This window comes from Clostridium gelidum (assembly GCF_019977655.1).
Taxonomy (GTDB): Bacteria; Bacillota; Clostridia; order Clostridiales; family Clostridiaceae; genus Clostridium; species Clostridium gelidum.
Genome location: NZ_AP024849.1, coordinates 662,106 through 685,127 on the forward strand (window position 1 = coordinate 662,106; position 23,022 = coordinate 685,127).

Annotated in this window: 20 protein-coding genes; 18 read left to right on the plus strand and 2 right to left on the minus strand. The window is 28.0% G+C overall.

Features of this window, described 5'->3' with window-relative positions; genetic code table 11:
* Nucleotides 1–204: 204 nt before the first annotated feature.
* The 6 genes from recD2 (at nucleotide 205) to prfB (ending at nucleotide 9,314) form a co-directional block, all read left to right on the plus strand.
* On the plus strand, nucleotides 205–2,433 hold the full coding sequence (recD2, locus tag psyc5s11_RS03190; RefSeq protein ID WP_224036193.1) for an SF1B family DNA helicase RecD2: 2,229 nt from the start codon (nucleotides 205–207) through the stop codon (nucleotides 2,431–2,433).
* Nucleotides 2,434–2,450: 17 nt separating this feature from the next.
* Nucleotides 2,451–3,467 carry a hypothetical protein gene (locus tag psyc5s11_RS03195; RefSeq protein ID WP_224036194.1) on the plus strand — a complete coding sequence of 339 codons (1,017 nt, stop codon included), beginning with the start codon at nucleotides 2,451–2,453 and terminating at the stop codon, nucleotides 3,465–3,467.
* On the plus strand, nucleotides 3,440–4,096 hold the full coding sequence (locus psyc5s11_RS03200) for a ComF family protein (protein WP_224036195.1): 657 nt from the start codon (nucleotides 3,440–3,442) through the stop codon (nucleotides 4,094–4,096). Before psyc5s11_RS03195 ends, psyc5s11_RS03200 begins: the two co-directional genes overlap by 28 nt.
* Before the next feature lie 422 nt (nucleotides 4,097–4,518).
* On the plus strand, nucleotides 4,519–5,052 hold the full coding sequence (hpf, locus tag psyc5s11_RS03205) for a ribosome hibernation-promoting factor, HPF/YfiA family (RefSeq protein ID WP_224036196.1): 534 nt from the start codon (nucleotides 4,519–4,521) through the stop codon (nucleotides 5,050–5,052).
* A gap of 345 nt (nucleotides 5,053–5,397) precedes the next feature.
* A complete protein-coding gene (gene secA, locus psyc5s11_RS03210; RefSeq protein ID WP_224036197.1) occupies nucleotides 5,398–7,947 on the plus strand; it encodes a preprotein translocase subunit SecA in 2,550 nt (849 codons plus the stop codon).
* A gap of 271 nt (nucleotides 7,948–8,218) precedes the next feature.
* Nucleotides 8,219–9,314 (plus strand): peptide chain release factor 2 gene (gene prfB, locus psyc5s11_RS03215; RefSeq protein ID WP_224036198.1). Its coding sequence is split into 2 segments (ribosomal slippage): nucleotides 8,219–8,296 and nucleotides 8,298–9,314, totalling 1,095 coding nucleotides; the frame shifts between segments, so codons are not numbered across the junction.
* 309 nt (nucleotides 9,315–9,623) lie between these two features.
* Here prfB and psyc5s11_RS03220 read toward each other — a convergent pair.
* Together psyc5s11_RS03220 and psyc5s11_RS03225 are read right to left on the minus strand one after the other, a co-directional pair.
* Nucleotides 9,624–10,523 carry a hypothetical protein gene (locus tag psyc5s11_RS03220; RefSeq protein ID WP_224036199.1) on the minus strand — a complete coding sequence of 300 codons (900 nt, stop codon included), beginning with the start codon at nucleotides 10,521–10,523 and terminating at the stop codon, nucleotides 9,624–9,626.
* Between the two features lie 148 nt (nucleotides 10,524–10,671).
* Entirely contained in the window at nucleotides 10,672–11,004 is a 333-nt protein-coding gene (locus tag psyc5s11_RS03225) for a hypothetical protein (RefSeq protein ID WP_224036200.1), read from the minus strand.
* 420 nt (nucleotides 11,005–11,424) lie between these two features.
* Between psyc5s11_RS03225 and psyc5s11_RS03230 the strand changes: the two genes are divergently transcribed.
* The 12 genes from psyc5s11_RS03230 to psyc5s11_RS03285 all read left to right on the plus strand — a co-directional run bounded on the left by psyc5s11_RS03230 (nucleotide 11,425) and on the right by psyc5s11_RS03285 (nucleotide 23,002).
* Nucleotides 11,425–12,120, plus strand: a complete 696-nt coding sequence (locus tag psyc5s11_RS03230; protein WP_224036201.1) for a response regulator transcription factor — start codon at nucleotides 11,425–11,427, stop codon at nucleotides 12,118–12,120.
* Nucleotides 12,110–13,618: a sensor histidine kinase gene (locus psyc5s11_RS03235; protein ID WP_224036202.1), complete on the plus strand. Its 1,509-nt coding sequence runs from the start codon at nucleotides 12,110–12,112 to the stop codon at nucleotides 13,616–13,618. The genes psyc5s11_RS03230 and psyc5s11_RS03235 overlap by 11 nt, the downstream gene beginning before the upstream one ends.
* Before the next feature lie 139 nt (nucleotides 13,619–13,757).
* Nucleotides 13,758–14,624 carry a CPBP family intramembrane glutamic endopeptidase gene (locus psyc5s11_RS03240; protein WP_224036203.1) on the plus strand — a complete coding sequence of 289 codons (867 nt, stop codon included), beginning with the start codon at nucleotides 13,758–13,760 and terminating at the stop codon, nucleotides 14,622–14,624.
* A 115-nt stretch (nucleotides 14,625–14,739) separates the two neighbouring features.
* A complete protein-coding gene (locus psyc5s11_RS03245; RefSeq protein WP_224036204.1) occupies nucleotides 14,740–15,096 on the plus strand; it encodes a hypothetical protein in 357 nt (118 codons plus the stop codon).
* Nucleotides 15,097–15,167: 71 nt separating this feature from the next.
* The gene (locus tag psyc5s11_RS03250) at nucleotides 15,168–16,220 is read left to right on the plus strand and encodes a DUF3658 domain-containing protein (RefSeq protein WP_224036205.1); all 1,053 of its coding nucleotides are present in this window, start codon (nucleotides 15,168–15,170) and stop codon (nucleotides 16,218–16,220) included.
* A gap of 2 nt (nucleotides 16,221–16,222) precedes the next feature.
* Complete coding sequence (locus tag psyc5s11_RS03255) at nucleotides 16,223–16,957, plus strand: site-2 protease family protein (protein ID WP_224036206.1); 735 nt, start codon at nucleotides 16,223–16,225, stop codon at nucleotides 16,955–16,957.
* A gap of 35 nt (nucleotides 16,958–16,992) precedes the next feature.
* Complete coding sequence (locus psyc5s11_RS03260) at nucleotides 16,993–17,604, plus strand: GNAT family N-acetyltransferase (protein ID WP_224036207.1); 612 nt, start codon at nucleotides 16,993–16,995, stop codon at nucleotides 17,602–17,604.
* 36 nt (nucleotides 17,605–17,640) lie between these two features.
* Entirely contained in the window at nucleotides 17,641–17,916 is a 276-nt protein-coding gene (locus psyc5s11_RS03265; RefSeq protein WP_224036208.1) for a hypothetical protein, read from the plus strand.
* 143 nt (nucleotides 17,917–18,059) lie between these two features.
* On the plus strand, nucleotides 18,060–20,237 hold the full coding sequence (locus psyc5s11_RS03270) for a Tex family protein (RefSeq protein WP_224036209.1): 2,178 nt from the start codon (nucleotides 18,060–18,062) through the stop codon (nucleotides 20,235–20,237).
* A gap of 231 nt (nucleotides 20,238–20,468) precedes the next feature.
* A complete protein-coding gene (locus psyc5s11_RS03275) occupies nucleotides 20,469–20,951 on the plus strand; it encodes an L-2-amino-thiazoline-4-carboxylic acid hydrolase (protein WP_224036210.1) in 483 nt (160 codons plus the stop codon).
* Between the two features lie 101 nt (nucleotides 20,952–21,052).
* A complete protein-coding gene (locus psyc5s11_RS03280) occupies nucleotides 21,053–21,826 on the plus strand; it encodes an SDR family NAD(P)-dependent oxidoreductase (protein WP_224036211.1) in 774 nt (257 codons plus the stop codon).
* Nucleotides 21,827–22,135: 309 nt separating this feature from the next.
* On the plus strand, nucleotides 22,136–23,002 hold the full coding sequence (locus psyc5s11_RS03285; RefSeq protein ID WP_224036212.1) for a transporter substrate-binding domain-containing protein: 867 nt from the start codon (nucleotides 22,136–22,138) through the stop codon (nucleotides 23,000–23,002).
* The last annotated feature ends 20 nt before the right edge of the window (nucleotides 23,003–23,022 follow it).

Consider the following 23,022-nt stretch of genomic DNA (forward strand, 5'->3'; position numbering starts at 1 on the left):
TGCAATTTACAATTGACAATTGTGGATGAAATTCTTACAGAATTTCTTAAATTTGAAATGAAGAATCATTTTGCAACATATATATTATGATATAATTGAAAAAGAAAAATAAAAGTGAAATTTTGAAATTAAGATTTGTGTTAGAATTAAGTTATATTGTCAAGAATATGAGTAAATATTATATAAAAGATTTGGAGAGATTCTATGGAAGTTCTAAATGGTTTTGTTGAGAACATTGTTTTTAAAAGTGAAGATACTGGTTATGTAGTTTGTAAAATTAGGAATGAAAAAGAGTTAGTTAGTGCTGTAGGGACAGTTCCTTTTATAAAGGAAGGTCAAAATGTCAAATTAACAGGATACTGGACAGTACATAAGCAGTTTGGAAATCAATTTAATATTCAAGATTATGAAGAACTTATTCCAACTTCCTTAGATGGAATAGAAAAGTATTTAAGTGCGGGAATAATACATGGAATTGGACCAGTTACAGCTAAGAAGATAATAGAACAATTTGGTAAACAAACCTTAGATATAATGGAAAATCACATTGAAAGACTAATGGAGATAGAAGGTATAGGAGAGAAAAAGTTTCAAATTATATATGAGTCTTATATAGAACAGCAAGGTCTTAAAAATGTGATTTTATATTTCAATAAACATGGAGTAACTAATAATCAATGTATTAAAATTTATAAGAAATTTGGATCAAATGCAAAACAAATAGTATCAGATAATCCTTATATATTATGTGATGAAATTTCAGGTATTGGATTTAAAACAGCAGATAGAATTGCCATGAGCATTGGAGTAGAGAGTATCTCAGAATTTAGGATTCAAAGTGGAATTAAGTATGTAATGAATCAGTTTTGTGCTACGGGAAATACATTTATGCCTAAAAGTAATATAATAGAAGAATGTGAAAAAAATTTATTGATATCTAAGGAATTAATTGAAAAAAATATATATGATATGGCAGCGCAGCAAAAAATAATTATTGAAAAGATAGATGATGTTGAAATTGGATTTTTACTTCAATATTATTATTGTGAACTTGGGGTAACGAGTAAAATTATTACTTTGGGATTGCAACAAATACAAACTATAAATTCAGATGTTGATTTTGAAGTTGATGTTTTTGAAAAGGAGCATAAAATACAGTTTGCAGAGTCTCAAAGAGAAGCAATTCTTGGTGCATTTAATAATGGTATAGAAATAATCACAGGTGGTCCTGGAACGGGTAAAACGACAATTATAAGGGCTATAATCCATATTTATGAAAATAATGGTATGAAAGTAATACTTGGAGCTCCAACTGGAAGAGCAGCTAAAAGAATGACTGAATCTACAGGAAGAGAGGCAAAAACAATACATAGACTTTTAGAAATGGGTGTTTCAGAAGAAGATGAATCAGTTTTTGAAAAGGGAGAATCATCACCATTAGATTGTGATGTAATAATAATTGATGAAGCATCTATGATTGATATAATGCTAATGCAGAATCTGCTTAAAGCAATCAATTTGGGCACAAGACTTATAATTGTTGGGGATGTTGATCAATTGCCTTCTGTTGGACCAGGAAACGTATTAAAAGACCTTATAGAGAGTGAATATATAAAAGTGGTAAGATTAAAAGAAATATTTAGACAAGGTGCAGAAAGCTTAATTGTTATAAATGCACATAAGATTAATCAGGGTGAAATGCCCTTGTTAAATCAAAAAGATAAGGATTTCTTTTTTATTAATGAAAATGATCAAGATAAAATTTTAAATACAATAATAGATTTAATGAACAGAAGACTTCCTAAATTTAATAAATCTTGGGATATACTAAAGGATATGCAAGTGCTAACTCCTATGAGAAAAGGAACACTTGGAGTTAATAATTTGAACACTAGTCTTCAAAAAGTATTTAATTCACCATCAAAAGATAAGAAAGAAAAAACTTCTCGAGATATAGTATTTAGAGAAGGCGATAAAGTCATGCAAACAAAGAATAATTATACTTTAAAGTGGGTTAGAGCAAATGGATTTGGAGAAAGTGAAGGTGCTGGAGTATTTAATGGTGATTTAGGTTTTATTGAAAGCATCGATGAAGAGAGGAAAGCGTTAACCATTATATTTGATGATGAAAGAAAAATTATTTATGATTTTAGCTTTCTAGATGAATTAGATTTAGCATATGCAACTACCATCCACAAGAGTCAAGGAAGTGAATTTAAAGTTGTTATTATTCCTGTATTTATGGGATCACCTTTTTTAATGAATCGTAATTTACTTTATACAGGAATCACAAGGGCAAAACAATTGGTGGTTGTAGTTGGATTTCAAAAAGCATTAATGTATATGATTAATAATACAAATAGTATAGAACGATATTCAGCTTTAAAGCATAGAATTAGAGATATAATAACTAAAGAAGAGTTTGAAGAGTAATTGAAAGGAGAAAGAGTATGGTGGATGTATGCAAAGTAACTCAAGAGGAATTAAAGTATGCATATGATAAAATAGATTATTGGTATAAAAAAAATATTAAATTTTTAACAATAATTACAGTTCCATTTAATACACCTTGTATTTTTTCTAATATAATAAGCAATGTCGCTCAAAATAATGGGAAAGTACTATATGTTTGGGGAAAAGATGCAGAGAACAGAGAATTAATTAATATAATAAGAGAAATTAATTTGAATATAACTTACTCACATATTGAAAAAGGATTTTCAACTACTAATTTGGTATTCACACATCACGATAATTTAACAAAAATTGAGGGGCAATATGATTTGGTTATTTTTGATGATATAACATATTTTTCAAATTCAAGTAGTGTAAATGTAAGAGATGGATTAGAGATTTGTGCCAATTTAGGAGAAAGAGTTTTATTATATAGCATAGAAAAAATGGCATTAGTTGGTGAAAAGTTTGAACTTGCAGCATACAACTATAAAAAACCATTTGTAGAGCCTAGGATATTAACAACTAGAATAGATTTAAATATAGATATTCCATACACTCTTTATGATTATCTCAAATGGTTCAAAGAAAATAATCATAAAGTAGCAATCTATGTACCTAATAAAGAAAAACTTAATATAGTTTATGATTATTTTACTAACAAGTTAAAGCTTTCAGAAGTTAAAATAATAAAAGTTTCAAAAAGTGATGAAATAAAAAGATGCGAAAGAGTATCGAAATATAAAGATAAGGCAATATTTATAATAACTAATAAAATAGAGGAGTTACTTGAATATTGCTATATCGATGATAGCATAATAATGTTTTCTGATAATGAAAGATATAATTACAAAAAGATTTTATATGTATGTGGTCAAATAAGAAATATAAACGCAAGCTTACCAGAAGTACTTTTAGTATCAAATTATATATCAGAAGATATGGATAAGGCAAAAAATATGGCAAGAGATTTCAATAAAAGAGTATGGGAAAAACGATTAAGAGAATTATAAGTACGTTATGGGAAGGGCTAATTGAAGTATTATATCCAAGAGAAAATTATTGTATTATTTGTAAAGACGATGATTGTTTTGGACTATGTAATACTTGCAGAAAAAGTATTAAAGTTATAAATGAAGTATATCAAGATGAAGTAATAAGTTACGGATACTATGGCGGAGTATTAAAAGATTTAATACTAAAATTTAAATATAAAAATAATTTTACAGCAGGAGATATATTAGCGGGATTTTTAGAAGAGTATATAAGTAAAAATATTAGGTATGAAGAATACATAATAACATATATACCGTTATCAAAAAAATCGAAAAAAAACAGGGGCTTTAATCAGTGCGAATATATTGCAAAAAAGATATCTAGAGATTTATCAATTGAAGTTTTAGACGTATTGGTTAAACAAAAAGAAACTAAGGAACAAAAGAAATTAAAAAGAGATGAAAGGTATGAAAATATAAAAGATGCATTCTCTATAAAAAAAGGAATTAAAGTAAAAAAATACAAAATTATATTGATAGATGATGTAACAACTACAGGTGCAACAATTCATGAAGCATATAAATTATTAAAAAAATTTGAAGTAAAAGACATAAAACTCTTGACCTTAGCGAAAAGTCATATATAATATTAATGTAAAGCTAGGTTTGTGGTTGAAAGTCGAAGCCAGTCGCAGGCGAAACGATCCACGTAATTTAGACAAAATGTCTAAGGAGCATGGTGCGGTATAGAAGTAAGTCCTGCCAGTAGATAGTACTGAGAGGGTTAGTAGTGAGGGTTAATTTCTATTAGCAAAAGCTCCAGCAGGCGAGTGTGGGGTCAAAAACCAGGTCAACTAGCTTTACTGTTTATATAAGCTATTAGAAACATATAAAAATAATAGTTTGAAGTTTATCTAATCCGCAATTGCAAGGATTAGATATTTTTTTGCGATAATTATCAGAATTTACTGATAATTATCTTGTTAAAGTTGTAATAAAGTGATAGAATAATATTAACTTAAACATATAAAATTAAAAAACTTTTTCATGTAGAGAGGGGCTGGCATTAATGAAAGTAACAGTTATAGCAAAAAATATGGAATTAACAGATGCACTAAAGGAAATAGTGCAAAAAAAGATAAGTAAATTGGAAAAGTATTTTGAATCAAAGGTAGAAGCAAAAGCTACATTGACTGTACAAAAAAATAGACAAATAATTGAAGTTACTATTCCATTTAATGGAGTTATATTAAGAGGTGAAGAAGCAACTTCAGATATGTATAAGTCATTAGATTTAGTTGGAGATAAGTTAGAAAGACAAATTAGAAAGCAAAAAACCAGATTATCAAGAAAACATGGTGGATCATTAAGATTTGGTGAAATAAATAATATAGACCTTAAATTAGAAAAAGAAGATGAAGGCAAACTAGTTAGAGTAAAGAAATTTGGAGTTAAACCAATGAATTCTGAAGAAGCAATTCTTCAAATGGATTTATTAGGACATAATTTCTTTGTATATCAAGACGCAGATAGTGATAAAGTAAATGTAATTTATAAAAGAAAAGATGGAGATTATGGTTTGTTAGAACCTGAATTTATATAATAAGTTAAAAACAACTGTCCAATATGCATGTTTAACTTGCATATTTGGACAGTTATTTTTTTTAATATACTCAACTAAAAAATATTATTTTAAACTAAAAGCAAGATTATAGTATGTTTTAGCTTAAAATTGGCAAGTATTATTAATAATTTATGATTAATATATTAATAAATAGTTAAATTTAGATGTTTTATATAGGATTTAATACAAAAATCATGAGTTTTATTGAAAAATGCATAGTTAAAATGATATAATTATAAAATACGTGATTTATGAAACAAATTATAAATCAAAACGATGTATTAGAAATTAATAAGAAATATAGAATTTCGAAAGGATGACATTATGGGACTATTAAATGCCGTATTTGGAACATATAGTGAAAGAGAAGTAAAAAGACTTAATCCTACAATACAAAAAATAAATGATTTAGAAGAAGGGTTGCAAAAACTATCAGATGAAGAGTTGAAAGCAAAAACTTCTGAATTCAGAGAAAGATTAAATAATGGAGAGACATTAGAAGATATTTTACCAGAAGCATTTGCTGTTGTAAGAGAAGGATCAGTAAGAGTATTTGAGAAGAGACATTTTGATGAACAACTTATGGGTGGAATGATACTTCACCAAGGTAGAATTTCGGAAATGAAAACAGGTGAAGGTAAGACTCTTGTTGCAACTCTGCCAGCTTACTTAAATGGATTAACTGAAAATGGGGTTCATATTGTAACTGTAAATGATTATCTTGCTAAAACACAATCAGAAGAAATGGGTGAATTATATGGTTTCTTAGGATTGACTACAGGAGTAATAATTCACGACCTAAATAATGACCAAAGAAGAGAAGCTTATGCAGCTGATATTACTTATGGAACTAATAATGAATTTGGGTTTGACTACTTAAGAGATAACATGGTTGTTTACAAAGAAGAAAGAGTTCAAAGAGGACTAAACTTTGCTATAGTTGATGAAGTTGACTCGATTTTAATTGATGAAGCTAGAACTCCACTTATAATTTCAGGTCAAGGAGAAAAGTCTACTGAATTTTATAAAGTTGCAGATTATTTTGCAAAGAAATTAGTTGCAGAAAAAGATTTTACAAAAGATGAAAAAGCTAATGCAGTAATGTTAACTGATGAGGGTGTTAGAAAAGCAGAAGTAACATTTAAAATAGAAAACTATGCTGATGCTGAAAATATAGAATTACAACATTACTTAACTCAAGCGTTAAAAGCAAACTTTGCCATGAGAAGAGATAAAGATTACATGGTTAAAGATGGAGAAGTAATAATTGTTGATGAATTTACAGGAAGACTTATGGAAGGTAGAAGATATTCAGATGGTCTTCACCAAGCAATAGAAGCAAAAGAAAATGTTAAGATTGCAAGAGAATCTAAAACACTTGCAACTATTACATTCCAAAATTACTTCAGAATGTTTGAAAAATTAGCAGGTATGACTGGTACAGCATTAACAGAAGAAAATGAATTTAGAGAAATTTATGGATTAGATGTTATTGTTATTCCAACACACAGACCAGTAGCTAGAATAGACAACCCAGATTTAGTTTTTAGTTCTGAAATTGGAAAGTTTAAGGCTGTTGTATCAGAAATAGAAAATATACATCAAAAGGGTCAACCAGTATTAGTTGGTACAGTAAGTGTTGAAAAGTCAGAACTTCTTTCAAGTATGCTTAAGAAAAAAGGAGTACCACATCAAGTATTAAATGCTAAGTTCCATGAACAAGAAGCTGAAATAATAAGTCATGCTGGTGAGTTTGGAATGGTTACTATAGCTACTAATATGGCAGGTAGAGGTACTGATATTAAGCTTGGTGAAGGTGTAATTGAAGTTGGTGGTCTTAAGATAATAGGTACTGAAAGACATGAATCAAGAAGAATAGATAACCAATTAAGAGGACGTTCTGGTAGACAAGGAGATCCGGGTGAATCAACATTCTTTATTTCACTAGAAGATGATTTGATGAGAATATTTGGATCAGAAAAGATTCAAGGAGTTGTTGAGAAATTAGGACTTCAAGAAGAAGAAGCAATTGAAAGTAAGATGGTTTCAAAAGCTATAGAAAATGCTCAAAAGAAGGTTGAAGGTAATAACTTTGATATAAGAAAACAATTATTAGGCTATGATGATGTAATGAATATACAAAGAGGAGTTATTTACAAGCAAAGATCAGAAGTTCTTGAAGGGGAAGATGTAAAAGAAGAAGTATTAGCAATGTTAAAAGAAATTATAGCAGATTCTGTTAATACTCATATTACAGGTGAAACTGAAGAATATAGAGAAGAATTCTTAAATTTAATGGTATACTTACAAGACATATGTATACCACCAAATTCAGTTGATTTACCTAGTCTTGAAAATCTTTCAAATGAAGAAATAACTGAAAGTCTTTATGAAAGTGCATGTAAATTCTATGAGCAAAAGGAAGAAGAATTTACTTCAGAAAGATTAAGAGAAATTGAAAGAGTTGTTCTTTTAAAAGCTGTTGATACTAAATGGATGACACACATAGATAATATGGATCATTTAAAACAAGGTATTCATCTTCAGTCATTTAAGCAAATTGATCCAGTTCAAGCATACCAAATGGAAGGTAGTGAAATGTTTAATGAAATGATTGAAACAATCAAAGAAGAGACAATTAAACTATTATTCCATGTTAGAATAGAAAGAGCACCAGAAAGAGTGAGAGTTGCACAAGAAACAGAAGCGGTTCATGTTGATACTTCAAGTCCATCAGCAGGACCTGGAGCAAATCCAGGGCCAGGAGGTCCAAGTGTAGGACCAGTTAGAAATCTTGATAAGCATGGAAGAAATGACTTATGTCCATGTGGTAGCGGGCTGAAATTTAAGAATTGCTGTGGAAGAGAAGCTTAGTTCAGTTAATAGTTATTAATTAACAGTGAACAGTTAAGGTGAAAAACTCTATAGAGTTTTTTAAAAGAATGTATATGATATAATAAATTCCGTAGAGATTTTTTAAAAATAGTTGCTTACTATTATAAGTGACAATTTTGATTGAGATTTTCTACGGAATTTTTGCAAAGTAGTTTTTTGAAATTATCAATTATTAATAGTAAATCAATTGATAATTAATCATTGAAAATTGATTATTATTAGTTAATTATTAGAAAGAGGTGAAAAATGGATGATTATTGAGCTTGAAAAAGAATTAGTAAAGCTTCCTATTATAAAGAAATCTATAGAAGAAATGGGGGCTTCACTTTGACAGAGGAGGAATAGAACGAGAACTTCATGAATTAGAATGTCAAATGCAAGAAGCAGGTTTTTGGGATGACATAAAAAGAGCTGAAGAAGTTACGAAAAAGAGTAAAGCTATAAAAGATAAAATTGAGGGGTTTGATAAATTACAATCTCAGATTGAGGATATTGAAGTATTGAAAGAAATGATGGAAGAGGATGACGAGGAATCTTCCGATGAAATAATACAAACAATAAGAGGAATACAAGCTCAGATTGATGATTATAATATGAAGGTACTTTTATGTGGAGAATATGATAAGAATAACGTCATTTTAACGCTGCATGTTGGTGTTGGAGGTACTGATGCTAATGATTGGACTGAAATGCTTTTAAGAATGTACACAAGATGGTGTGAAAAACAAGGCTATAGTGTTGAGACTTTAGATTTAATTCCAGGAGATGAAGCAGGAATTAAGAGTGTTACTTTAAAGGTTACTGGAGAGTATGCATATGGATATTTAAAGGCAGAAAAAGGTATTCATAGATTGGTTAGAATTTCACCATACAATTCTAACGGCAAAAGACAAACTTCTTTTGCATCAATGGAAGTACTTCCGGAACTTACGAAAGAGCAAGATATTAATATAAAACCTGATGATCTTAGAATAGATACTTATAGATCAGGAGGTGCTGGAGGACAACATGTTAATACAACTGATTCAGCAGTAAGAATTACACATCTTCCTACAGGGGTAGTTGTCCAATGCCAAAATGAAAGAAGCCAATTTTCGAATAAAGATACAGCTATGGAAATGCTTAAGTCCAAATTAGTTGAATTAAAGGAAAGAGCACATAAAGAAAAGATTGAAGATTTGGCTGGAGAGTTAAAAGACATGGGCTGGGGAAGTCAAATAAGATCATATGTATTCCATCCATATAGCATGGTTAAAGACCATAGGACAAATGTAGAAACATCAAATGTTACAGCAGTAATGGATGGTGAAATAGATATGTTTATAAATGCTTATTTGAAGCAATAATAGAAATTGAGTTTTGAATAGTATACTATATAAAGTAATAAATAAAGAGAGCATCCTAAAGTATAATTTTTATTTTTAGATAAAAAATGATATCTGATCATTTACCAATAAAATTTAAAATTAAACTGGAGGTAAATAAATTGTATAATATGGCCACCTTAGAGGCACAGAAATTCAGGTATAAGTCTTTAATATTTTTGTTAATAATATTCCGTTTTACAGTACACAGATAGTAATAGAATATGTAACTAGGAGTCACAAAATTTGTAATGAAAAACGTTACAGAATTTGTGACTTTAATTTTTTTACTTAGTTTTTACTTGATGGAAATACATAAGTTAATATAACTCCAAAAAGAAAATTCTCAATAAGTAATTCAAAGAAATGCCCAAATCTTATAGCTGGGGGCATGAAATCATTTGGAACGACTAAAGGTATTGCTAAGGGTACGCTTAAAAGTAGCCCCATTAATATATATCTTTCAATTTCATTTTTAACGGACAAACCTTTTAGTAATATATATCCTATTAATGACCACAAGAAGCCTCTAAAGATTTGGAATACAATTAAAAAAGCATCTTGGTTAACTTGATTTAGCATATGAGTCCAAAAAGGAAGTATGTTTGTGCTTCCTGAATAAAACTGCCTTAGTGCAGGAAACTGCCAGGCAATAAAGTAACCAAAGAAAAAATAGAATACTACATATAGAAAAGATAAAAATATAAATTTCCCTATATTTTTATTTATGGAAAATAAATTTAAGGTGTATTCATTTTTTACTCGATCTGTTGTCCTATTTTTGATTTTTATTGCAAAAATACCGCTAAAAATTGCAATAATAGCACTTGTAAAAACTGTAATAAGTATCATTAGAGTTGGCATTTGAATTGCCTTATTAAAATATAAAGTTTCAATTTGTGTCATAAAACTAAATATTCCCCAAATAAGAATCAAAATATTAATAAATAATTTTTTCCCTGAATAATGACTTCTCTTTGTATACCAAATTACCATTATTGAATTAAAAAAACAAAGTAAAAATAAATATAACAATGATTTTAAAGAATCTGATGAATTTGAAGCAGGTTCTTTAACAAAACCAAATATGCCCATTAATAATCCTGATAATAAAGACCAAATAAGTGTAATGAATATTGTTAAGATTAGAGTATATTTAATATTTTCTTTTATAAAAATATTTTTTAACATATTACACCTCATCAAATAATATTTTTTTGAATATCCCTTAATAAAACTATAAATTTTAATTGTATTTATTCTAAATTAAGAAGTTGGATGTTATTGTCTTGAAAGTATTTCATTAATGCTTGTCCTAAAAAGTTATTTGTGAGCTGAATTAAGCAACCTTATAAAACATGTCAACTAAGGAATATACTACAGTAAGAATTAGACAAACATATAAAGATATATTTATTCCTGGCTTAAGAATTGAAATAACTCCACCAACTACTAGCGCTAACATTATTACTACACTAACAAATTTAAAAAACCCGGATTTATTTGTTAATAAGGTTGTAACAGAAGAGAACATTATTAAAATGAGCGTTAAAAAGTAAAATATTTTTTTTAATTCAGCTGAATAATTCATTATTTTAAATTCATTTAAGGCAAGAAGTGCAAGTATAAATAATAATAAAAAAGAACATATTTTACTAACGTTTTTAATCACAAACCCACCACCCTTTGGTAAATATTTACATAATAATTATACAGTTAGATTTTTATTTCGGCAATATAAAAATTTAAGTACTATATAAGTTTCAATAATGATTTTACAATTAGGAATTCTAAAATTCTAATATTCTAAAGAATTTTAGAACTTAAGAATTTTAGAATTTGCTTATAAAATGCGGGTTAAGAGATATGTGAAAACTTTATTGCAACATATATAGTTGATAATTACTAATTCATAAGTGATTAGTAAATTATCAATATTAAATATTAAGTGAAATTCCATTTTGATTATGTTAAATCTTCATTTGAACTTTACATATTTACATCAAAAAACCTTAGAATGAAATTAATTCCTAAGTTTACATGAATATATGATAAAATGTATTGAGAACAAAATTAAGGGGGATAACTTTTTATGAATATTTTAATAGCAGAAGATGAGAAGGATATTAGAAATCTTATTTCACTACATATGAGAAAAGAAAACTATGATGTTTATGAAGCATCTGATGGAAGAGAAGCATTAACAATATTTGAAAATGAAAAAATAGATTTAATTTTATTAGATACAATGATGCCAAATGTTGACGGCATTTCAGTAATACAAAAGGTACGAGCTGTATCAACAATTCCTATTATTTGCATTACTGCAATGGGAAATGATTCAGACAAAGTTTTAGCATTAGGACTTGGAGCTGATGATTATTTGGTAAAGCCTATAAGTCCAATTGAATTATCAGCTAGAGTAGCATCAAATCTCAGGCGATGTTATAACTATACTGAGCACAAAGACATAGTATATACAACCGGAGAATTAAAATTATTTACTGAAACTTTTGAAATTTTTAAGGGGAAGAAGAAGATTGATTTAAATCCAAAAGAATTTAAAATCGTAAAATTATTAATATCTAATTTAGGTAAAGTATTTACTAAAAAACAAATTTATGAGGATGTATGGGAGGAATCCTATTTTGGGGATTCTAATAATATAATGGTTCATTTAAGTCATATTAGAGAAAAAATAGAAGATGACCCTAAAAATCCTGTGTACATAAAAACTATAAGAGGTATAGGATACAAAATTGAAAGGGTTAATATAAATGAAGGCTAAGAAAATAAAAAGAAGTGTTACAGCAGAACTATTTTTCATGTATTTTCTAGGATATATTGCTATTACTATAATATTAATAGTAGGTATTATATTTTCTATTGTTGGATATGAATTTCTATGTAATCCAAGCACATATAATTCTTATTTCATAGAGTTAGAAAATAAACTTAATGATGATTATACAAGCATAAATGACGAAGATTTACTAGACATAGATGGGTTTATTATAAAAATCAATAATAAAAATGAAGTGCCGTACTCTAGAGGAAATGTTATAGATGAATATAAGAGTCTAGATTTAAAAAGTTATATATACTTATCTGGATTAACAAAAGAAAATGAAATTTTATTAAATGACGATCTCATGGCATATTCCGTGTTGAAAAACTTTAATAATTCAACCATGGAATCACATAATATTAAGTATTCATTATATAGTAAGTATTTAGAAGAAGAAAATTCAATAATTGTATTTGGATGTCCATACTCAGAAATTACAAAACCTAATATAGTTACAAAAATAATTTCACATAATATATTAATAAAAATATTAATTTCGTTTAATATTTTTTTAATTCTTTTAGTTGTATATGTTTTTGCAAAAGCAACTTCTAAGCTTTTTATAAAACCTATAAAAACATTATTAAATGGAGTAATGGAAATAACTAATAATAATTATGATGTAAATATTAAAATTGATACAAAAAATGAATTCTTAGATTTGGCAAATGGTTTCAATATGATGGCAGAAACTATAAGAAATGAAATAAGAGAAAAAGAAAAATTAGAAAAGATAAGAGAAGGTTTAATATTAGACATATCACATGACTTAAAAAATCCGCTCTCATCTATTCTAGGGTATAGTGAAATCTTAATTAACAACAGAGATCTAGATGAAAATGAAAAAATGGAGTATTTGAATATAATTAATAAAAATTCATACAGAGCAAATAAGCTTATGAATAATTTATTTGAATTTTCCTTATATGATAATTCTGATTATAAATTCAATTTAATAAGAACTGATATATCAGAATTTATGCGGCAAACAATTGCAAATTATATTCCTGAATTTGAGCATAATAAATTTGAATATGATTTTGATATATTAGAGGAGCCTTATTATGTAATGATGGATGAAGAAAAATTAACTAGAGCTATTAATAATATTTTAGATAATAAGCTTAAATACAATCCTTCTGGAAGTAAAATAGGTGTAAAAACTGAAATTAAAGAAAGATACTTTTGCATTGTGCTATCAGATGATGGGGAAAGTATTCCAGAAAAAAATAGAGAAAATATATTTAATCTGTTTGTAAGATTAGATAAATCAAGAAATTCTAAAACTGGAGGCACGGGACTTGGATTATCTATTACCAAGAAGATATTAAACAAGCACAATGGAGGTATAAGAATTATAGATAGCGAAGCTGGGACAAGCTTTGAAATCATGTTACCTATTATCAAATCAAAAACAGATAGTAATAACTATGAATAAGAATTTTAAGGTTAATTTAATGTTAGTGTAAGTTGTATTTAACAAGGGGTATTTATAATAAGTATAATAGGATAGTGAAAATATAACTTATATATTTAGGCACAATTACAGAAAATCAATCAAGAAAGGAGCTGTTTTTTTGAAGTTTGATAATGGTTTTAAGGAAATTAAAATTAGGCATATCATTAGTATGTATTTAATTATGTTTCTAATTTTAATAGCAATTATTATCGGTATATATCCATCTGGAAAAATTAGTAATACTAATATAAATATTTTATGTTTAATTATGGAAGTATTTGGTACTATTGCACTTTGCTGCATAATTAAGCCATCTAAAGGAAAGATAAATTCATTATATAGGGATTTTAAAAGCCAATTAGATATGAAAGAAATAATTTTAGTTATTATATTTTTTGCATGTTTAAATATAGGAGCAAAGAATATAATGACTGATATAATTTATTTGATTAGTCCAAGTTTTGCAAATAGTTTTATAAATGATAGCACATTGATTATTAATTCGAAGACTGATTATTGGATAGTTTTTATAATTTTAGTTATTTTAACACCTTTTACAGAAGAAATAGTATTTAGACATGTATTTTTTAAAAGACTTTCAAAGAAGTTTAATATCTATGTTGGAATAATTGTATCTTCCATAATTTTTGCAGTATTTACTAATGGATCAGGTCCGGAATTTATAGGATTTTTATTACTTGGAATAATAAATTGTATACTATATGTTAAGTATGAAAATATTCTTATACCTATGTTTATATATTTTGTAAACAATATCTTTTATATGATAGTATCAATTCCATTTGGAAAAGTTGAAAAGAAGGCTATTACTTTAAATCCAACCGATATGATTTTGTATGCAGTATCGGGGATAATATTATTTAATATAGGAATGATATTTTTTATTAAATTTATTTGTGAAAATAAGGTTTATTTAAGAGAAAGTTTTAATAAAAGTAAGAGTATGGAAATCAAGCAAAGTTAATATCAGGCATATGAAAGAAAATAGGCTGTCAGATGGACTTGCTATTTTTTGATTATGCCTTATGAATACAAATGAAGAGAGGTATTAAAATGCACCTTTATCATTTGCAAAAGTTATGTATTTATTAATTATAGTAGCTACTATAATTACATGCTTTATTGTTTATAAAGATATAGATAGTAAAGTTGCTATTGGATTTGTAGTAGGATATGTAATTTTTCTATTCGCATATCTTCTATTTACTATTTTTATCACTATTTATAATTCAAGAAAATTCAAGTGGATAGAGATAAGAAGAAGAGTAATTAAATTGCTTATTTGTTTTATTGCAATTTCGGGTTTGAATTATATTTTAAATTACTATTTTAGGTCATCAGAAATAGACTTATTTAAAATATTGACTAGAGCATTTGCAATAGCATTGGGTATTTGTTTTAGTGATGTGATGTTTTTAAAAAAGAAAGAAAATTAAAGTGATTTATATTGTATTGTTAAAAATAATATACTGAATAAATTTCAATTTGTTAAGGAGAGATGATTAAAATGGAGAAAATTAAGGGGAATGTTATTCATATATGTTTTTCACAAAGTGCAGGTGGAAGTTTAAAACATGCAGTTAAAAAGAAAAAGTTATTTGAAGGAAAGAAAATTATTGTATTTCCTGATGATATTTCTATAGGAACAATAGGGAATGATATAAATGTAGATAAAAGAATAGAGTGGTGTGATGGTATTGATAAAGAAGATGGTATACTTAATTTAGAAAATACTGAGTATCTAAAGGAAGGCTATAAAAAATTTTATAAACAAATTTCAAAAATTAAAAACTCAGATCTAATTTATTTATGGTATGGAGAATCCGGTAGCGATATGTGTGGGATGCTGTATACTATGGAATTTTTGAAAGATAAAGTTGAACATATTTATTGTATTAATGTATCTGAAAAGATTGACGAATCTGATAGTAGGGTTTATATATACAGGACAGTTGGAGAAGTTAGCGCTGAAAAACTAAAATATTTTCTTAAAATAAAAAGAAAAGTTGAATTGAAGGAATACAATGATTTTATAAATCAATGGAATTCCTTAAAAAAGGATGATTCACTACTTCGTATTTTTAATGATGGTAAGATGAAAAGTGTCAAGGAAGATTATTTTGATATACATATATTAAAGTTTACACCAAAAGAATTTAGAAAATCAGCGAGAACTGTAGGAAGTGCAATAGGATATAGTGAAACAAGAATTTCTGATGACTATATATTTTGGAGAGTACAAGAACTTGTGAAATTAGGGATGCTAGAGTTCAAAGGTAAATTTGGAATCATGAGAGAAATGGAAATTAAAATAACACAAAAGGGACTTGAACTCATGAGTACTGATTTAGAAGCAATTTCATATTGGAGAAATGTAGAGATTGAATTGCAGAAAGAAAGGGACATTGAAAATGAATACAAAGAACAAGGAAGGATGGAAGAAAAAATAAGTATGGCAAAAAAGCTTATGGACGTTTTAGATATAGAAATAATAGCAGAAAAAATAGGGTTAACTGTGGCACAAGTCAAAAATATTGAAATTGATAAGACGGAAAGTTGAATATGGAGGAAGAGATAGAATTAATGAAAACCCCAAGCATTGGTAAGATATTACTTAACTTTTTTATAGTTTCTGTAACAATATTAATATTAGGATTTGCATTCAATCTGTATTATGCAATAGGCTATTTATTCATTCTTATTGTTCATGAATTAGGTCATTATATTGTAGCAAAACTACTGAAGTTAAAAGTCCATTTTGGAGGGTTCACTCCCTTTGGGGCATATATAGTTCATGAGAATACTGAAAGTTGTAAAGAAAATGCACTTATTGCAATAGGAGGTCCATTATTTGGTGGGATACTTGGACTTATTTACTATGTGGTGTATTGTTTTACAGGAGATTATACATTTTTGGCATTATGTTTTAACTCAATAATACTAAATTTAGCAAATTTAATACCTGTAAATCCTCTTGATGGTGGTTATATAGCAGAAGCAATATCTCCTATAATTTGCTATATGGGATTTCCGTTATTATTATATTTGTTTATATCAGCACACCGTTTAAAGAGCAAGATATTATTATTTTTTATTATAATAGGAGGTATTTATCAAGCATACAAATTTACCATCAAATATAAAACTGATTATTATTTCAAGTTAGACAAGCAGAGTAAAATAAAGTTCATATGTATATATGGTATATTAGTTTTATTTTTAGGAGTTAGTGCAATATATTTTTACAACACATTTGATTTTAAGGAATTAATGAAAAGTATTAGTAGATTTAATTAATTACATATTATATTTGATAAAAGGAGTGGGGTTTTATGGTAATTGCAAAATATGAAGATATAGAAGGAATAAGCAAATTAATATTAGAAGGTTTTGCTGATGATCCTAAAATGAAATATCAGCTAAGAAATCTTGAGAGGAAGCAACTTATCTTAAAAACTATAGTTGAAAGTCAAGTGAGAGAATTTTTAGGAAAGGCTGAAGTGTATACTATTGATAACTGTAAGGGAGCAATACTTGGTTATAATAGTAGAAATGTTGATTTTAATAGATTTATAGAAATAGTCACTGAAATTAATAATGAATTGATAAAAATATTAACGGAGCAGGAGATGCAGACTCTAATAAGTGCTAGCCAAATGTTAGGTGAAGTTGATAATCCGCTATGGTTCAATGAAATTTCAGAAGAATATTATCATTTAATGACTATTGCTATTGATAAGGAATTTAGAGGTAGAGGTATCTTCCGTAAGTTAATTTCACCTTTGATTAAAGAATGTGATGAAAAAAAGATTCCTATTTTACTTGAAACACACAATAAAGCAAATCTAAATATTTATAAACATTTTGGGTTTAATATAGTAAAAGAATTTGCGGATGAAAAGATGGCTTTTAAACAATATTGTATGATTCGTCAGCCTAGCTAAGATTCTTATATAAAGTAGTGAAAGAAGGTTAGTTTTATGGTAATAAATCAAAAGGCATTATCAATAACAACGATTATTTTCAGTATAATAACGTTATGCCTAGCAGTGCTAACATTTTTTGAATATATAAATATAGATATTATGATGCTATTTTTAGGATTTACTCAAGTAATTGGCGGACTAAGTCAAATTAATCTTGCTAAGCAAACTAATAAAGATGGTGTAAGCAAAGGTAGTAGGACTGTTGGAATATTAGCTATAATTATTGGGATACTAATTATAACTATGGATTGTAAAAAATTCTTGATTTGAATTTAAATAAGTTTATAATATTAATATGTATATGAGATTAGTATTGCCATTACTAAGAATAGTAATGGCAATACTAATTTATGTGGTAAAATATTATTAGTCGAATTATTTGAAAATAATTTAATATAAAGCAGGAGGCAATTATGAATTCAATTGAAGAAAGAATCGCGAAAGAGTTAGAAATAAGATTAGGTCAAGTTCAAAGTGTTATTGAACTCTTAGATGATGGAAATACAGTTCCTTTTATATCAAGATATAGAAAAGAAGTTACTGGTGGACTTTCAGATGAAGTTTTAAGAAAATTATCTGAAAGACTTACTTATTTAAGAAATTTAGAAGAAAGAAAAGCAGCTGTTACAAGAATAATACAAGAACAAGAGAAGTTTACAGAGGAAATTGGAAATGCTTTAGAAAAAGCAACAACTTTAACTGAAGTTGAAGATATATATAGACCTTATAAAACTAAAAAAAGAACAAGAGCAACAATGGCTGTTGAAAAAGGATTAAAGCCTCTTGCGGAATTGATTTTAGAAGGCAAATTTAATGGTGATCTAAATGAAGAAGCATCTAAATATATAAGCGAAGAAAAGGGTGTAGTAAGTAGTGAAGATGCTATTTCTGGAGCTTTAGATATAGTCTGTGAAAGTATCTCAGATGAAGCTAAGTATAGAAAATATATAAGAGACTTTGTTATGAGAGAAGGAAACATAGAAAGCAAGGGAGACTCTAAAGAATCAACACCATATGAAATGTATTATGAGTATTCAGAAGCAGTAAATAAAATACCACCTCATAGAATATTAGCTATTAATAGAGGTGAAAAGGAAAAAATATTGAGCGTTAAAATTACTGTAAGTGAAGACAAGATAGTGCAATATTTAGAGAACCAAGTATTAAAGAAAAATTCAGTTTTAGATGAGAAACTAAAACTTGCAATAAAGGATTCATTAAAGAGATTAATTTATCCATCAATAGAAAGAGAAATTAGAAGTGAATTAACTGATATTGGTGAGGAAGGTGCTATTAATATTTTCAAAGAAAATCTAAAAGCATTGCTTTTGCAAGCACCAATTAAAGGGAAAGTTGTAATGGGATATGACCCTGGATTTAGAACAGGTTGTAAGATTGCAATATTAGATGCAACAGGAAAATTCTTAGAAAATACTGCAGTATATCCAACAGTTCCTAGAAGAGATATTGAAGGAACAAAGAAAACGTTAAAAGCACTTATTGCTAAACATAATGTTGATGTTATTTCACTTGGTAATGGGACTGCATCTAGAGAATCAGAAGAAGTAATCGCTGAAATGATTACTGAAATAAAAAATGAAACTGGTAGAGAATTAGCATACGTAATTGTATCTGAAGCAGGAGCATCAGTTTACTCAGCATCAGAACTTGCAACTAAGGAATATCCAGATTTAGATGTTACAGTAAGAGGAGCAATTTCAATAGGTAGAAGGTTACAAGATCCACTTGCTGAATTAGTTAAAATAGATCCTAAAGCAATTGGTGTTGGACAATACCAACATGATGTAACACCTAAAAAGCTAGAAGAATCTTTAGCAGGTGTTGTAGAGGATTCAGTTAATACTGTTGGAGTTGATTTAAATATAGCAACACCATCACTTTTGACACATATTTCAGGAATAAATGCAGCTATAGCTAAAAATATTGTTGATTATAGAGAAGAAGTTGGAAAATTCTCTTCAAGAAAAGAGTTATTAAAGGTTAAGAGATTAGGGCAAAAGGCATATGAACAATGTGCAGGGTTCTTAAGAGTTGATGATGGTAAAGATCCTTTAGATAATACATCAGTCCATCCTGAATCTTATAGTGTAGCTAAAAAGCTAATTGAACTATTAGGATATAAAAAGCAAGATCTTAAAGAGAATAAACTAGGTGATATTGATGAAAGAGCAGAAGCACAAGGATTAAAGGCTTTAAGCGAAACTCTAGAAGTTGGAGAACTTACTTTAAAAGATATAATTAAAGAACTGAAAAAGCCAGGTAGAGATCCTAGAGAGGGGATGCCAAAGCCAATACTTAAGACAGGAATAGTTGAACTCAAAGATTTAATGCCAGGAATGGTTTTAGATGGAACTGTTAGAAACGTATCAGACTTCGGTGCATTTGTAGATATTGGAGTTCATCAAGATGGATTAGTTCATAAGAGCCAAATGGCAAACAGATTTGTAAGGCATCCTTTAGATATAGTTAAAGTTGGAGATATAGTAAAGGTAGCTATAATAGAAGTTGATGAAAAGAGAAAGAGAATATCTTTGACTATGAAGGATATTGATGAGTCGGCAGAAGTATAATTAATATATTTTCTTTAAAATAGAATAGTGGATTTTAAATTTTTAAAAGTCTTAAGAATAAATAGATTGTTTATTCTTAAGACTTTTTTTGTAGAAGATAATAAGATATTGGTTGAAATTTGAAGAAATAAGTTTACAAATTATAAAAAGAGAGTATAATCTAATAAAATACACAAAATACATAGGTGTAGTAGGAAAAAGAAAAAGAGGGATTAAGGAGAGAAGAAAATTATGATTAAAAATGTACCAAATATTAATGAGAAGCATACAGAGGATCTAAGACAAGCGTTTGAACACAGAGCAACTTGGTTTTACTTTTTAATTGATGAAGCTGAAAAAAAGGGGGTAGATGCAGAATTTGCTAGAGATGCAATACGTCAATGTGGTTGCTTTCATGGACAAAATAAGTTCCCTAAAACTGATGATATAAGAGAATTTGCAACAGCATTTGCAACAGAACAAGTTCAAAAGGTATTTGAAATGGATGTAAAAACTACAGATGAAGAATTAAATATAGAATTTCATTACTGTCCACTTGTAGCAGCATGGGAAAAGTTAACTAATAATGAAGTTAAAATTTCAAAATTGTGTGATATAGCAATGGATGGAGATAGAGGTATAATAAGTAAATTTGATAATTTCACTTTTGAATTAGGAAATACTATTGCAAATGGTGATGAAACTTGCCAAGTTTTAATAAAAAAGAAAAAGTAGTAAGAAGAGCAATAAATAAATAGTAAATAATGATTAAAAAGATGGTTAAATATTTCTAAACCATCTTTTTATTTATATAAATATTGGAGGAAGCAAATTTTATGAACGATTTTCAAAATAAAACAGTCTTTATAACAGGAGCAGCTAAAGGTCAAGGAAGAGGTGCGGCGTTAGCATTTGCGAAAGAAGGAGCTAATACAATTGCATTTAATAGAGGTGACATAAAAAAACTTGAGGAGTTAAAAAAAGAAATTAACGAAATAGGAGGCGAAATAGAAATATTTTCTGGAGATGTAACAAATTCAAATGATATTAAATTTGCAGTAGATAAAGGTATCAAAATTTTTGGAAAGATAGATATTCTTTTTAATAATGCAGGAATTTGTAAATATGGATTATCACATGAACTTACAGAAGAGGAATGGGATTCAACTATGAATATTAATTTAAAAGGTGCGTGGTTAACTTCAAAGTATATTATTCCTCATTTTATAAGGCAAAAAAGTGGTGTAATAGTAAATAATTCATCTATAGCAGGATTAGAAGGGATGGGAAAATTAAGTCACTATTCAGCATCTAAATTTGGTATGGTTGGGCTTACCAAGTCTCAAGCAATAGAACTTGCACCATATAATATAAGGGTGGTTAGTATACATCCGGCTGGAGTAAATACCACAATGAAGCTAGATATGGCAGAGCAAGATGGAACAACGTTAGAAGAAATAGCTAGAAATAAGGTTAATCTTTTGGAAGCACCCTGGGTAGAAGTTGCAGATGTTGTAAATATGGTACTTTTCTTAGCAAGTGATAAAGCTAGATATATTACTGGAAGTCAATTTGTTATAGATGCAGGAAGAGTTTCCAAACAGATATAAAATTTCTAGAAAAATAAATGTCAAAAAAATGAAAAATAATGTTGACAAATTCCTATCAGAATACTATACTATAAAAAAAGCTGACCAACAAAACATATAAAAATACTTGGTTAAGTAAAATGGGGAAAAGGTGGTGGCAATATGTTAATACATAACCTAAATTTAATACAAATGTATTATAGAAAAATTAACTGTAATAGTGAACGATGTTGTTACCATTTGAGTTAAGCTTAGATAAGTAAAATATGTCGTGAAAATTATAAAAAGCTATAAGCAATAAAAAAATTATAAAAAAAGGGGATAACAGTAATGAAAAACAAAAAACTTTTAAAATTATTAGTAGCAGGATTAGCAGTGACGACTTTATTAACAGGATGTGGGGCAAGCAAAACAACTGATGCAGCACCAGCAAAAAGTGATGCAAAAGTTGCAAAAGTAAAAGTAGCATATGATCAGACTTTAAAACCAATTTCTTATACAGATGAAAATGGAAATGCAACTGGATATGATGTAGAAGTTATGAAACAAGTTGATGAATTACTTCCACAATATGAATTTGAATATATTCCAACTACAAGTGATGATTTACTGGTAGGTGTTGAACAAGGAAAATATGATGTAGGTATTAAAAATGCTTTCTGGACTAAAGAAAGAACTGAAAAATTTGTTTTTCCAAAAGAATTCCTTGGGCTAAGTAGCACAGGTCTTGCATTAAAGAAGGAAAATCAAAATATTAAAACTTTATCAGATTTTGCTTCGGCTGGGTTTACATTAGCACCAATTGCTGCTAATAATGCGCAATATACAGTTATTGATGAGTACAATAAGGCAAATCCAAATAACCAAGTGAAATTAGAAGCTGGTGATTCATTTACAGTTGATGTAATTCAATGGGTAAATGAAGGGCGTGTAAAGGGTGGAATAACACTTGAAGGTCAATTTGACCAACAGGTAAAAGCAGATAATGGTCAATATCACAATTTAGTAAATGATGTTGTTTATAATGAATTTGCAGTAATTAAAACTTGGCCATTATTCAATAAGAAACAACAAGAATTCGCAGATGCTTATGATGGAGCAATCAAAAAGCTTAAAGAAGAAAAGAAAACAAATGAACTTAGCAAAAAATTCTATGGAAGAGACTTATTTGAAGTATTAGATAAAGTAAATAGATAAAGCATACTTTAAAATATCTA